Source organism: Xanthomonas sp. 10-10 (assembly GCF_040182365.1).
GTDB lineage: Bacteria > Pseudomonadota > Gammaproteobacteria > Xanthomonadales > Xanthomonadaceae > Xanthomonas > Xanthomonas arboricola_F.
The window spans coordinates 3552469-3567439 of the sequence record NZ_CP144460.1 but is presented as its reverse complement, the minus strand read 5'-3'; the positions used below and the strand labels follow the sequence as shown (position 1 = coordinate 3567439).

At 64.9% G+C, this 14971-nt stretch carries 6 protein-coding genes; 3 read left to right on the top strand and 3 right to left on the bottom strand.

What is annotated here, in order from left to right; translation table 11 throughout:
- The first annotated feature begins 80 nt into the window (after nt 1-80).
- The 3 genes from VZ068_RS15045 to VZ068_RS15035 all read left to right on the top strand — a co-directional run bounded on the left by VZ068_RS15045 (nt 81) and on the right by VZ068_RS15035 (nt 11169).
- Entirely contained in the window at nt 81-3644 is a 3564-nt protein-coding gene (locus VZ068_RS15045) for an ATP-binding protein (protein WP_349655742.1), read from the top strand.
- A gap of 65 nt (nt 3645-3709) precedes the next feature.
- Nucleotides 3710-7273 (top strand): two-component regulator propeller domain-containing protein, encoded by a 3564-nt coding sequence (locus VZ068_RS15040; protein ID WP_349655741.1) that lies wholly within the window; start codon nt 3710-3712, stop codon nt 7271-7273.
- A gap of 347 nt (nt 7274-7620) precedes the next feature.
- Complete coding sequence (locus VZ068_RS15035; RefSeq protein WP_349657719.1) at nt 7621-11169, top strand: two-component regulator propeller domain-containing protein; 3549 nt, start codon at nt 7621-7623, stop codon at nt 11167-11169.
- Between the two features lie 67 nt (nt 11170-11236).
- Here VZ068_RS15035 and mdtD read toward each other — a convergent pair whose 3' ends face one another.
- The 3 genes from mdtD to VZ068_RS15020 all read right to left on the bottom strand — a co-directional run bounded on the left by mdtD (nt 11237) and on the right by VZ068_RS15020 (nt 14416).
- On the bottom strand, nt 11237-12658 hold the full coding sequence (gene mdtD / locus VZ068_RS15030) for a multidrug transporter subunit MdtD (RefSeq protein WP_349655740.1): 1422 nt from the start codon (nt 12656-12658) through the stop codon (nt 11237-11239).
- Between the two features lie 428 nt (nt 12659-13086).
- Nucleotides 13087-14151 carry a uroporphyrinogen decarboxylase gene (gene hemE, locus VZ068_RS15025; protein WP_349655739.1) on the bottom strand — a complete coding sequence of 355 codons (1065 nt, stop codon included), beginning with the start codon at nt 14149-14151 and terminating at the stop codon, nt 13087-13089.
- 13 nt (nt 14152-14164) lie between these two features.
- Nucleotides 14165-14416 carry a WGR domain-containing protein gene (locus tag VZ068_RS15020; RefSeq protein WP_349655738.1) on the bottom strand — a complete coding sequence of 84 codons (252 nt, stop codon included), beginning with the start codon at nt 14414-14416 and terminating at the stop codon, nt 14165-14167.
- Nucleotides 14417-14971: the final 555 nt, after the last annotated feature.

The following is a 14971-nucleotide window of genomic DNA, read 5'->3' as shown; positions in this document are numbered from 1 at the left end:
GCAAGTGTGCGGTAGCAGGTACAGTGCAGTCCGGCCGGGGAGTGCGCGCGACCGCGCAGGTGGCTGGGACAAGGACGACGATGAAACAGGTAGTGCTGTTCGTGCTTGCCGTCATGGCGCTGTTGATCGGCGTGGAGGCAGCGGCGGTAAACCAGATCGAGACGCCGCGGATGCGTCGGTTCGGCCCGGCCGAAGGCCTGCCTTCGCGCATGGTGCTGGCACTGGCGCAGGATCGGCAGGGCTATGTCTGGGCGGCGACCAGCGACGGCCTGGCGCGCTACGACGGTATCGGCCTGCAGGTGTGGCAGCACGACCCGCACAACGCGCGCTCGATTCCCGGCAACGAGGTGGAAACGCTGCTGGTCGACGATCGCGACCGGGTGTGGCTGGGCGTCAACGACTCGCCACTGAGCATGCTCGATGCAGACCGTGCGGTATTCACCAGTTTTCCGGACGTTGCGCACGCCTGCGTCGGGCAGGTCTGGGCGCTGGCGCAGGCGCAGGGCGCGCTATGGATCGGAAGCAGCGGCGGTGGTCTGTGCCGCCGCGAGGAAAATGGCCGTATCACCGTCTTCCGTGCCACGCCCGATGCAGCGGACGGACTGCCCAGCGACACCATCATGAGCATGCTTACCGATGCACGCGGCCGGTTGTGGATCGGGACCGCAGGTGGGCTGGTGATGCGCGACGGTGATCGCTTCGTGCGCATCGCGCCGGACAGCCTGGGCACGATGGTGTTGAAGCTCAGCAAGGATCCCGATGGCACGCTGTGGGTGGGAAGCGGAAAGGGCCTGTATCGGGTGACACCGGCCGGGGTGCTCGAGCCTGCGCCCTGGGAAGGAGTCTCCGGCGTGCGTGCCGGCACCGTGGTGCACGACGTGCATGGCGGTTACTGGGTGGGTGCGGCCGATGGGTTTTTCCGTGTTGCGCCGGGCGAGACCAAACTGCGCGTCATGGAGGGTGATCGTGGCAGCGGCTTTCTGACCGCCCATAGCGGCGTGCTCGATGTCATGCAGGACGGTCAGGGCGGTTTATGGCTGGGGCTGATTTCGCAGGGCCTGGCCTATCTGCCGCCGGATTGGCGGCGCTTCTCCACGATCCAGCAGGCGCAGGGCAAGCCGCTGGAAAGTCTGTACCTGATGAACGCATCCGCCGACGGCGACAGCTTCCTGGTGACGACCGGCGAAGGGGTGTATCGCGTCGGCGATCAGGGCGAGGTCGTTCCCGTGCTGCACAGCGATGTGCTGGGGGGCCGCAGCGTGCAGTCGGTGCTGCCGGCCGGCGATGGCAGCCTGTGGGTGGCCCTGAGTGACGGCGTGCTGCGTTATCAACCCAGGACCGGCGAAAAACACGCGCTGGCGATGCAGTTCGGCACTTCCGACATCCATCGCGTGGAACTGATGACGCCGGGCATCGATGGCGAGTTCTGGCTGTCGATCGTCGAAGGCGGCGTGCAGCGGCGTGCGGCAGATGGTCGCCTGCTGGCCACATTCCGCTTCGGTACCGACCTCAGCGAGGTGGGCGGCATGGTGCAGCAACTGCTGGTTCGGCCGGATGGCTCGGCATGGGTGGCCGCCGGCGACGGGCTGTGGGTGTGGCAGGGCGAGCGTTTTCGCAGGGTGATCGGCGGCGCCGACGCTGTGCGTGAAGTCTATGCGTTGGCGTTCGTAACGCCGCACGAATTCTGGGCCGGGCGGCACGGTGCGATCGAGCGCTACCGCTGGGATGGCAGCCACGCGCGGCTGCTGGAGCGGGTGGGGCATGCCCAGGGCTTGCCCTCCACCGAGATCCGTGGGCTGGCGCTGGGCGGCACGGACACCGTGTGGGCGACCACGTCGCGTGGCCTGTACGCCTACCGGCGCGATCAGCCGCAGGTGCGCATGTTCGGGCAGCGCGACGGCCTGCCGGACAGCGAATTCTCGATGCGTCCCCCGGTCACCGGCCCGAGCGGGCAGGTGCTGGCGTTGACCACCAGCGGCATCGTGTTGTTCGATCCCGCGCAGGCCTTTGCGCCGGCACCGGTGGCGCGGCTGGTGATCGAATCGGTGCAGGTCCGCCGCAACGATGCCGAGCACCCGCAGCCGCTGCCGCACAAGGGCACGATCGTGCTGCAGGCGCGCGATCGCGACCTGCGCATCAGCGCGCGGTTGTTGTCGTTCGTCGATCCTGCCTCGGCGCGCTATCGCTACCGTGTGGAGGGCTACGACGCGGGCTGGGTGGAGCAGGGCGCCACCGGCGAACGCGTGATGTCGCGGCTGCCGCCAGGCGACTATCGCATCGACGTGCAGGCGCGTGCCGGCGACGGCGACTGGATCGCCGCACCTTCCCTGCACCTGCAGGTGCGTCCACCGTGGTGGCTGAGTACGCCGGCGCAATTGGTCGCGGTGCTGTTGGGCGTGCTGCTGCTTTGTCTGGGCGTATGGGGATGGCGGCGACGTGTGCGTCGCCAGCAGGAGTGGGTGCTGGCGCAACAGCGCCAGCAACTTGCCGAGCAGGCCTCGATCGCCAAGTCGCACTTCCTGGCGACGCTGGGGCATGAGGTGCGCACGCCGATGACCGGTGTGCTGGGCATGAGCGAGCTGCTGCTGGCCACGCCGCTGGATGCCAGACAGCGCAGCCACGTCGATGCGATCCGCAAGGCCGGCGCGCATCTGCTGCGGCTGGTCAACGATGCGCTGGATCTGGCACGGATCGAAGCGGGAAAGCTGGAATTGGTGCCGCAGCCCTTCGATCCATCGCAGCTGACCCAGGAACTGGCCGATTTCATGCGGCCCATCGTCGAGGCGCGTGGGCTGCGGTTTCATTACCGCAATCAGCTGCCCGCCACCCTGTCAGTGTCGGGCGACGCCACGCGGGTGCGGCAGATCCTGATCAACCTGCTCGGCAATGCGATCAAGTTCGTCGAGCGCGGTGAAGTGGGGCTCAGCGTCAGTCGGCATGGCGACTGCCTGCGCTTCAAGGTCCGCGATTCCGGTCCAGGGATCGGGCCCGAGCAACAGAAGCGTCTGTTCCAGCGCTTTGAACAGGGCGAGGGTGCGCGCACCAGCTCGCGCTATGGCGGTAGCGGGTTGGGGCTGGCAATCTGCCAGGAACTCACGGTGGCGATGAAGGGCCAGATCCGTGTCCGCAGCCGATTGGGTGTCGGCACCCAGTTCACCGTGGATCTGCCGTTGCCGATCGACCGATCGGCCCCGCGCAGTGCTGCCGGCGAAACACGCACCCCGGCCGGTGCGCCGCTGCGCATCCTGCTGGTGGAAGACGACCCGACCGTGGCCGAGGTGATCAGCGGGCTATTGATCGGGCGCGGCCATCGCGTGGTGCATGCCGCACACGGTCTGGCGGCGTTGTCCGAAGCGGTCGATGGTGGCTTCGATATCGCGCTGCTGGACCTGGATCTGCCGGGCCTGGACGGCTTTGCGCTGGCCTTGCAGCTGCGCCGGCTGGGTCACGGCTTCCCGTTGCTGGCGGTCACCGCACGCGCCGATGGCGATGCCGAACGCCAGGCGCGCAGTGCCGGCTTCGACGGATTCCTGCGCAAGCCGGTCACCGCCGATTTGCTGCTGGAAGCGATCGCGGCTGCGCGCGACGCGGCGAGTGCGTGCGCGGCACTCGCCGATGGCGCTGCATCGGGCGTCTCCAAGTGAGGCAGTGCGTACTTGCTCATGCTCGATGCGGCCCGCACTATGCTGCGACCTGCGGTGAAATTTTTATGCCACGTCTGCGTTTTTGTTCCAATTTCAGTCGCACCCTTGCTGCACTGTGGTTGGTCCTGTTGATCACAGCGGTGCCCGTGCTTGCCTCTGCGGCAGTGCCGACGACTCCTGTGCCGATCCAGCTCACCGTGGCCGACGGACTTCCTTCCAACACGGTCAATGACTTTGCCGAGGATAGAAACGGCTACCTGTGGCTGGCAACCGCCGATGGTCTGGCCAGGTTCGATGGGCGGAGTTACCGCATCTGGCGGATGGAAGACGGGCTGACAGACAATTTTGTCTGGGCCCTAGGAGTCGATGCAGACGACGGGGTGTGGGTCGGTTTGGATAATGGTGGCGTGGGTGTTCTGGACGCAAAACGACGCCTATTCAAACCGTTGGAGAGCGCACAGTTTCCTGAGCTCAGACGCAGCACCGTGTGGGCGATCGCGCAGACGCCCGACGGCGATCTATGGTTTGGAACTTCAAGAAACGGCCTGTATCGGCGGCGCTCGGACGGCAGTATGCAGCGCTTTACGTTTGTGGCAGACGATGCGAAGAGCTTGCCGGGAAACAACGTCGCCGCCTTGCGTGTCACGCCTGACGGGTCGTTATGGATTGGAGGCAACTCAGGCGTGGCGCGCTGGACAGGTAAAAACTTTGAGCGTGTAAAGCTGCCTGGAAACATGCAATATTCTAACGGGATGCGACTGGATTCGCGTGGGACTCTTTGGGTCACTGACGGAAATTACCAGCTATATCGGCTGAATTCAAAAAGGCAATTTGTAACGCAGCCTTGGTATGAAAATAAAAAAGATCAACGTGTTATAGGTGTGTTACTGCGTGATCGGGCCGGGCGCTATTGGCTGGATACGATGGGCGGTCTAGGGATATCGAATGGTAAGGATGTCGTTAACGTACCGATCTATAGCCTTTCTGCCCATGGGCTGATAAAGCCGAGTTGGTCCAGTGCCTACGAGGATCGTGAGGGTGGCATATGGTTTGCCAGCCTTAATGGTGGTCTTTGGCATTTGCCTCCTAATTGGAATACTTTCGCGGTACTGTCTTATCACACCGTCGATCGTCAATCGATTTCCAATCCGTTCGTAAAGGCTTCGGCAGTTTCCGCATCTGGCGGAGTGTGGATTGCCGGGACGCGTGGCGTTCTTGAGCGTTTAGATCCAAATAGCGGGGTGGTGGAACGTCATTTGCAACCAATCTATGAATTGCGCTGGCCAACGTCCCTGGTCGAAAGTCGAAGCGGCTACGTTTGGATAGGTCTTCCTGAATCGCTGGTCCGCTATGATCCGCGCACCAAACAACGGAAGCGCTGGCCGCTTTCTACCGGGTCGGCATCGATGAATTACGGCAATCCGGAACGCCTGGCGCTGGATGCGCAGGGTCGGTTGTGGATTTATCTGACCAATGCCGGACTGCAGATTCGCGACGGCGAGGGACGGCTCATTCGGGAGATAGCGCACGGAAGTCATGGCCTTGAGACCGCTAACGTCTATGACCTCAGGCTCGGTCCCGATGGGCAAATGTGGCTTGCCAGCTCGACTGGTTTAAGGCGCTGGGATCCGAAAGCCGATACTTTCGTCATGGTGCGAGGTGCACCTGCTTCAACGAATTATGTGTTCCGTTTCACCGACTCGGGCGTTGTCTGGATCGGGTTGATGGGTGAGTTGCGGCGCTACCTCTGGGATGGCACGCAACTCAAACATCTGGACACGATCGACAGGGCACAAGAGTTTCCCATGGTGGCGCCTAATGGACTTGTGGTGGACGGTGCCGGCGTGGCCTGGGTATCGAGCGCGCGAGGTCTGATCAGAGTGGACCCCGCCAGCAAAATGGTGCGGGTCTACGGGGTTCATGACGGACTTCCCAATCAGCAGTTTCAGGAAAACACACTCGTACGCGCAACTGGCGGGCAGATTCTGGGCGGAACACCTGATGGTGTCGTGCTGTTCGATCCAACCCAGATGCGTCCGAATACACGCCAGCCGCCGCTGCTGATCGAGCGCGTAGGTCTGCGCCGTGGCGAGCGCGGACTGGATGTCACCGGTGTGGAGCCGCTACAACTGCAGGACGGCGATCGCGATCTGCATATCGTCGCGCGCATGCCGACCTTCACGCATTCGGAGTCAACCAGCTACCGCTTTCGTTTAAGCGGTTACGACCCGGACTGGATCGACGTCGGGCCCGGTGGCGAGCGCCTGTTTTCGCGCCTGCCTTCCGGGCATTACACGCTGGAAGTGCAGGGGAGGACGGCAGACGGCATCTGGTCAGCGAGCCAGACCTTACGTTTTCAAGTATTGCCGCCATGGTGGCTGTCGCCGTGGGGCTTGGGCCTGCTGGCCCTGTTGAGCGTATGCGTCGTCGTTGCGGCCATTTTGTTGTACCGCCGCCGTCTACGACGCCTGAATGCCTGGCAGTTGGCGGTGCACAAGCAAGAAGTCGCCGAGCAGGCGTCACTGGCCAAGACGCGGTTTTTGGCAACGCTCGGCCACGAGGTACGCACGCCGATGACCGGCGTGCTGGGCATGAGCGAGTTGCTGCTCAAGACCTCGCTGGATACCAAGCAGCGCAGCTATACCGATTCCATCCGTCGTGCGGGCGCGCATCTGCTGCGGCTGGTCAACGATGCGCTGGATCTGGCGCGCATCGAATCCGGGCGGCTGGAACTGGATCTGGAGCCATTTTCGGTGCGCCAGCTCGTGGCCGAGGTCGAAGCGCTGATGGCGCCATTGGCTCAGGAGCGCGGCCTGCGGTTCAGCCTGGAAATCGGCCTGTTTGGCGATATCACTGCCAGCGGCGATTCGACCCGCATTCGGCAGATCCTGCTCAATCTGCTCAGCAACGCGATCAAGTTCACCGAGCGCGGCGTGGTTGGCCTGAAGTTGACCACGCTCGGTTCCTATCAGGGCCTGCGGTTTGAGGTGGCCGACACGGGGCCGGGCATCAATGCCGAACAGAAGGCGCGTCTGTTTCAGCGCTTCGAGCAGGGCGATGGCGCCAAGACCAGCTCGCGCTACGGCGGCAGTGGTCTGGGCTTGGCGATCTGCCAGGAACTGGCCCTGGCGATGGGCGGGCACATCGAGGTGATCAGCCGGCTCGGCGCCGGGACGAGGTTCGTGGTGGATCTGCCGCTGCGCTGGGTAGCTTCGGACGCGACGCTCGGCGGCGAAGCGGGGCGTGCTGGCGCTGCGGTCGCGCCGCAGCGCATCCTGCTGGTGGAGGACGACCCGACCATCGCCGAGGTCATCGTCGGCCTGCTGCGCGCGCAGGGGCACTCGGTGGTGCATGCGCCGCACGGTCTGGCCGCATTGACCGAAGCTGCCGACAATACGTTCGACCTGGCATTGCTGGATCTGGATCTGCCCGGGCTGGACGGGTTCGCGCTGGCGCGGCAATTGCGCGTGTTCGGCTACGAGATGCCGCTGATTGCGGTGACTGCGCGTTCGGATGAAGCCGCCGAACCAGGTGCGCAGGAGGCCGGGTTCGATTGCTTCCTGCGCAAGCCGCTGACCGGCGACATGCTGGCCGACACCATCGCCGAGGCGTTGCGCAGCAAGCGCTGACAGGCAGCGCGGATGCCCCTGCCTGAGCGAACGCTGATTGGCTGCGATGCAGCGCGTTCGCCAGGGAACGGGCTGTTTGAACCGTCATTCAAGGCCGTGATGATTTGGCCAGGGCACGAAGGCCCTGTCGGCACACTGTCAGTCTTGCGCTCGCTGTTCGCGACCACTGCGGCACAGGGCGGGTGTTGCAACGACGCTACCGCACGCATCCTGGAGAGAGGTGCATGCGCAGCCGTATGCGCAGATTCGGGCTTGCCCGCATTGCGCGTGGCCCGCACTATGCGCCGACTTGTCGTGAAACTGATCCGGTGCGCTCTCTATCCCGCTTGCCCCATTGGCTGCTCGCTGTGCTCTGGGTGTGCCTGTGTCTGGCAGTGCTTCCCGTAAAGGCGCGTACGCCAGCGACCCCGGTACCCATCCAGCTGACGATCGCAGACGGACTGCCGTCCGACACGATCAATGAACTGGCCGAGGACAAACAGGGGTATCTGTGGCTTGCCAGCGATGACGGCTTGGCCAGATTCGATGGCCGCAACTACCGTATCTGGCGAATGGAAGATGGCCTGGCCAGCAACGTGGTCTGGACCGTCTGCGTCGATACCAAGGACCGGGTGTGGATGGGCTTCGAGGATGGCGGCGTTGGCTATCTGGAAGCGAATACGCGCACATTCAAGCGGCTGGAGGATCCGCATTTTCCGGAACTGCGCGACATGATGGTGTGGGCGTTGGCACAGACGCCAGATGGCGAGGTCTGGATCGGCACTGCGAAGCAAGGGGTGTATCGGTATCGGCCCGACGGGCGGATGCAGCACTTTTCCGCCAGGCCAGACGATCCCAATAGTCTGCCGTCCGACAACGTCGTCGGTATCGAAGTTGCGCCTGACGGTTCCTTGTGGATCGGCACCTGGGGCGGACTTGTGCACTGGGATGGCCGACGCATGGAACGCGTGCCGCTCCCGGGGCCATCCCAGGCAGTCAACCGGCTGTACCAGGAGCCCGACGGCAAGGTGCTGTGGGTTGCCGATATTGAGGGCAATACAGTTCAGTTCAACACCGTCGGGCGGTCCACCCCGCGCCCCTGGCACAGCGTCACGGCCACGCCGGAGGTCAAAGGCGTGCTGCTGCGCGATCGACTCGGGCGCTACTGGCTGGATACCAAGACCGGCCTGGGGATGAGCGTCGACGGCGGTGCGATCGAACGAGTGCCGGTCTACAGTTTTTCAGCGCACGGTCTGGTCAACCGGAACTGGATCACTTCCTACCAGGACCGCGAAGGAGGGCTGTGGTTTGCCAGCCTGGAGGGCGGGCTGTGGCATCTGCCCCCGCGTTGGGACACCTTCGCGCTGTTCTCGCATCGTGCAGATGACCCGCAGTCCCTCGCCAATCCCTCGGTGGTTGCGACAGCGCCTTCGATCACGGGCGGAATCTGGCTGGTCGGCACGCGAGGTGCTCTTGAGCACTTCGATCCAGCCACCGGCCAAGTGAAGCCATATCTGGTCCCGGTCGATCCGGAACGCGTTCCCGACACCATCATTGAAAGCAGGCAGGGGATTGTCTGGATCGGTGTACAGGGGACGCTGATTCGATACGACCCGCAAACCCGCGAGGTCAGGCGTCGGCCGCTGCTCGAGCACATGGAAGATCCCGCAGCCGACCCCGAAATCGCGGGCAGACCGGGCAGGATGGCCGAAGATGCGCAGGGTCGCATCTGGGTCGCATTGCTGACGTATGGGGTGCAACTGTGGAGCAGCGAGGGCAAGCTGCTCAGGACGATCGACTATGCCAGTCACGGGCTGAAAGCGCTGAGCGTCCTGGACATGCGTGTCGGACCGGATGGACAGATCTGGCTGAGCAACAATGCCGGTCTCTGGCGCTGGGACCCGCAGGCCGATCGGTTCGTTCCGGTACGCGGCGCGCCGTCCCTGCCCACCTATGTGTTTCGGCAGGGCGATGGCGGCATCGTCTGGGTTGGATTGGCGGGAGAATTGCGGCGTTATCTCTGGGACGGCACCCAGCTCACGCATCTGGATACGGTGGGAAAGGATCAGGAGTTTCCAAGGGTGTCGCCGACCGGCCTGGTGGTCGATGCCGGCGGTGTGGCCTGGGTCTCCAGTCACCGTGGGCTGATTCGGGTCGATCCGGGCAGCAAGCTGGTGCGCGTGTACGACGTGCATGATGGACTTCCGAGCTCGCCCCTGCAGGTGGCGACACTGGTGCAGGCCAGCACGGGGCAGATCCTGGGAGGGACATCCGACGGCGTCGTGGTGTTCGACCCGGCCATGATGCGTCCGAATTTACGCCGCCCGCAGTTGTTGATCGAACGCGTCAGCCTGCGACGGGGTGAACGCGAAGTGGATGTCACCAACAAGGCGCCACTACAGGTGCAGGACGGCGATCGCGACCTGCATATCGTTGCGCGCATGCCCACGTTCACCAATCCCGAGTCCACCAGTTATCGCTTCCGCCTCAGCGGTTACGATCCGGACTGGATTGATGTCGGCGCCACTGGCGAGCGCCTGTTTTCGCGCCTGCCATCGGGACATTACACGTTGGAAGTACAGGGGCGCACCGCAGACGGCATCTGGTCGGCGAGCCAGACCTTGCGTTTTCAGGTGTTGCCGCCATGGTGGCTGTCGCCGTGGGGGCTGGTAGCGCTCGGCCTGCTGTCAGTGTGTCTGTTCGCCACGGCGGTCTTGCTCTATCGCCGTCGTCTGCGCCGCTTCAATGCCTGGCAGCTGGCCGTGCACAAGCAGGAGTTGGCCGAGCAGGCATCGTTGGCCAAGACCCGCTTTTTGGCCACGCTGGGACATGAAGTCCGCACGCCGATGACCGGCGTGATGGGCATGAGCGAGCTGCTGCTCAAGACCCAGCTCGATCACAGGCAACGCAGCTACACCGAATCGATCCGGCGCGCGGGCGCGCATCTGCTGCGATTGGTCAACGACGCGCTGGATCTTGCACGTATCGAGTCCGGGCGACTCGAGCTGGATCTGCAGCCGTTCTCGGTGCGTCAGTTGGTGGCCGAGGTGGAGGCCCTGATGGCGCCGCTGGCACAGGAACGCGGCCTGCGTTTCAGCCTGGAAGTCGCCCTGCTTGGGGACATCACCGCCAGCGGCGACCCTACCCGCATCCGCCAGATTCTGCTCAATCTGCTCAGCAACGCGATCAAGTTCACCGAGCGCGGCGTGGTCGGTCTGAAGCTGACCACCTTGGGGTCGTATCAGGGCCTGCGTTTCGAAGTCGCCGACACCGGCCCGGGCATCAATGCCGACCAGAAGGCGCGGCTGTTCCAGCGCTTCGAGCAGGGCGATGGCGCCAAGACCACCTCGCGCTACGGTGGCAGCGGCCTGGGTCTTGCGATCTGCCAGGAACTGGCCCTGGCGATGGGCGGGCATATCGAAGTGATCAGCCGTCTCGGCGCCGGGACGCGGTTTGTCGTGGACCTGCCGCTGCGCTGGGTCACCTCCAACGCTGCGCTCAGCGGTGAAGTGACGCGTGCCGGCGCGGCTATCGCGCCGCAGCGCATCCTGCTGGTTGAGGACGACCCGACCATCGCCGAGGTCATCGTCGGCCTGCTGCGCGCGCAGGGGCACTCGGTGGTGCATGCGCCGCACGGTCTGGCCGCATTGACCGAAGCTGCCGACAATACGTTCGACCTGGCATTGCTGGATCTGGATCTGCCCGGGCTGGACGGGTTCGCGCTGGCGCGGCAATTGCGCGTGTTCGGCTACGAGATGCCGCTGATTGCGGTGACCGCGCGTTCCGATGAAGCTGCCGAGCCCACCGCCAAGGAGGCCGGCTTCGACAGTTTCCTGCGCAAGCCGCTGACCGGCGACATGCTGGCCGACACCATCGCCGAGGCGTTGCGCCGGGGCCGCCCGCGCGAGGACATCTAGCGATGTTCGCCACTGACGGCGCCGCTGCCATGCATGCCGTAGCGCCTGATCGAAGGCATGTCGCCGATTACTCGGCCACCGCCTCCACTTCTTTCGGGTGCGGCCGCGTCTCGGCCAGCTGCCAGAAGATCAGCGTCGACGACAAGGTGATGCCACCCACGCACAGGAAGGTGGCATGCAGTGCCGCCGTAGCGCCATGCGTATCGCCCAGATGGGTGTTGAATGCCGCCAGCAGGCTACCGGCGGCCGCCGCGCCAAAACCGGTCGCCAACATCATCACCATCGACAACAGGCTGTTGCCCGGACTGGCCTGATCGCGATCCAGGTCGCGCAGGGTGACGGTATTCATGACGGTAAATTGCAACGAATTGACACCGCCAAAGCAGGCCAGCTGCAGCAACCGCAACCACAACGGCTGCCCTACATCGATCAGTGCGAAGCTGGCCATCGCCAGCCCGACCAGCACGGTATTGACCATCAAGGTGTTGCGGTAGCCGAAGCGGCCGACCAGCTTCACCGCAGCGCGTTTTGCGGCCATCCCGGCCAGCGCCACCGGCACCATCATCAGCCCGGCGTTCATCGGGCTCATCTCCAGGCCCACCTGCAGCAACAACGGAATCAAAAACGGCATCGACCCGCTACCGACGCGCGCGAACAGGTTGCCCAGGATGCCGATGCGATAACTCGCCACCTTGAACAGCGCCAACGGAAACAGCGCGTTGCCGGTATTGCCCGCATGCAGCCAGTAGCCGGCCAGCGCAGCCAGCCCGCCGATCGCCAGCAACATCACAAACGCATGTCGCAGCCCCAGTTCGGAAATGCCATCGAGCGCCAGCGACAACGCCACCATGCCGAAGGCGAGCATCAGATAGCCCACCAGATCGAAGCGCCTGCGTGCATCGCCGTAATGGTCCGGCATGATCTTCAGCGCGGCGATGAAGCCGACGATGCCGATCGGCAGGTTGATCAGGAACACCCAATGCCAGGACGCCACTTCCACCAGCCAGCCGCCCAGTGTCGGGCCGATCAACGGGCCGATCAACGCAGGGATGGCGATAAAGCTCATGGCGCGCAGGAAGTCCTCGCGCGCCACCGTCTTGAGCACCGCCAGCCGACCCACCGGCAACAACATCGCACCGCCAATGCCCTGCACGATGCGTGCGCCGACCAGCTGCGGCAGCTGTTGCGCCGCCGCGCACAGCAACGAGCCCAGCGTGAACACGATGATCGCAGCCAGGAAGGTGCGCCGTGTCCCGAAGCGATCGGCGATCCAGCCCGATGCCGGGATGAACATCGCCACCGCCAGCGCGTAGCTGAAGACCACCGATTGCATCTGCAGCGGGCTTTCGTGCAGGCTGTGCGCCATCGACGGCAATGCCGTGTTGACGATGGTCGCATCCAGCATCTGCATGAAGATCGCCAGCGACACCAGCCACAGCAGCGGCTTGATGGTGGCGTAGGCGCGCAGGACGGGAGCGGGCTGAGACATGGTGAGCGCCGTCGAAGGGACGGCGCATTATCCCCGCGCTGGTGTGCACGAACTCAGAAAAACATGCGCGTGTGCTTCGGCCGCTGAGCGCGCCTGCCGCTTGCCGGTACTGAGTGGGAGCGCGATGTCGTATCCGGGGGCCGAGACCGTGCTTCAAGCACCGCTCCTGCGGGAGAGGGGACGAGGCGAAGCCACGCAGTCAACAACTCGCGACGCGGGTGCTTGCACGCGTACCGGCGTCGGATACGTCGCGAGAATGTCCTCGTAGGCGCTTGCGCGGCATCCATGCCGCAGAAGGTCCAAGGCCGGCCTGCGTGCAGGCGCCGCCGATCATTGCCGGTGGCTGAAAGAAAAGCTGCGGCTGCTTGAATGATCGGTCTGAGCGAGCCACAGACAGCACTGACCGCGCGCTGTCGGTCGTGCCTGCATCAGCGCTTGCTCAGGCTCTGCACCGCTTCCACCAGCACGCCGACATGCTCCGGGTTCATGTCCGGCGACATGCCGTGGCCGAGGTTGAACACGTGGCCCTCGCGCGAGCCGCCATTGCCCTGCGCGTAGCTGTCCAGGGTCTTGCCGACTTCGGCGCGGATCGCTTCGGGCGAGCCGTATAGCGTGGCCGGGTCCAGGTTGCCCTGCAGGGCGACGCGGCCGCCGGCGCGCTGGGCGGCGTCGGCCAGCGCGATGGTCCAGTCCACGCCCACCGCTTCGGCGCCGCTGGCGGCCAGCTCGCTCACGTAGGCGCCGTTGCCCTTGCCGAACAGCACCAGCGGGGTGCGCTGCGCACCGTCGCCGCGTTCGAGTTCGTGCGCGATGCGGGTGAGGTAGGGCAGCGAAAATTCGCGGTACATCGCCGGCGACAACACGCCACCCCAGGTGTCGAACACCTGCAGCGCCTGCGCACCGGCGGCGCGTTGCGCCGACAGGTAGGCAATCACCGCATCGGTCACCGTGCCGAGCAGGTGGTGCAGCACCTCCGGGGCGTTGAAGGCCATCGCCTTGATGCGCGCGTATTCCTTGCTGCCGCCGCCTTCGATCATGTAGCAGGCCAGCGTCCACGGGCTGCCGGAGAAGCCGATCAGCGGCACCGCGCCATCCAGCTCGCGGCGGATCAGGCGCACCGCATCCATCACGTAGCGCAGCTCGGTTTCCATGTCCGGCACGCCCAGGCGATGGATGGCGGCGGCATCGCGCACCGGGTGACGGAACTTGGGGCCTTCGCCTTCGACGAAATACAGCTCCAGGCCCATCGCATCGGGGATGGTCAGGATGTCGGAAAACAGGATCGCCGCATCCAGCGGAAACCGCTGCAGCGGCTGCAGGGTCACTTCGCAGGCGATGTCCGGGTTCTTGGCCATGCCCAGGAAGCTGCCGGCGCGCGCGCGGGTGGCGCGGTATTCCGGCAGGTAGCGGCCGGCCTGGCGCATCAGCCACACGGGGGTGCGGTCCACGGGCTGACGGTTGAGGGCGCGCAGCAGGCGATCGTTCTTGAGCATGGGAGGTGTGTCCTCAGCGCGGCGCGTCGGCGCCGCCGGTGATGAGTTGGAAGCCGCGTTTGAGTTGGGTGTCGCGGGCCTTTTCGAAGGCCCGGTCGGCCTCGTCCTGCAGCAGGTACTGGTCGCGTCGCAACTGCGAGCGTCCACCGATCTCGCCGCTTTCGCGCAGCAGCTCCCAGCCACCGAACAGGTCCGGTTGCAAGGTCAGCTGGACGTAGCGAAGCGGCTCGTTGCCGCCGGAATCGTGTTGCAGGAGGATGCGCATGCGGCCGATTGTAGCCGGGCAGTGCTGAAGGCTGGGGGCAGTGGGCGCGCTGCGCTGCTCCGGTAGCGAAGGTCTAGCCGGTAGGTGGGCGGCAGTGGTGCGGCAGCTGCTTGGAGGCCGGTGCGGCGTGCTGCGGTCAGCAGCAGGGCTGTTCGAGCAAGGCCGATGCGATGGTGAAGGGGGGCTCGGGCGCGGCGGGATTGTCGGCAAGGCCCTCGCGCGCTGGCGCGCTCCTACGCGACCGTCGCTGAGCGTTCTCCGCGCAGCAGCGTGCAGGCGTTTGGTAGGAGCGCACCCGGGCGCGACGGGGGTTTACCGGTGATGCCCCATCGCGCCCAGGTGCGCTCCTACAAGGGCGGTGTCTTTGCGTTCTGGGACGGTGGGCGTCAGGGGTGGCCATCAACCGTGGTGTTGCGTTATTGGCTGGCAATCCGGGCTTGCATTGGCTGGCTGGCAGACTTCACGCCCGGCCGGCGAGGTTCGAGCGCAATCGTGCAACGTCATCCCGGCGCGGCAGCGCTCCACCCGAGCTCAACCGACCAACTCCATCCAACT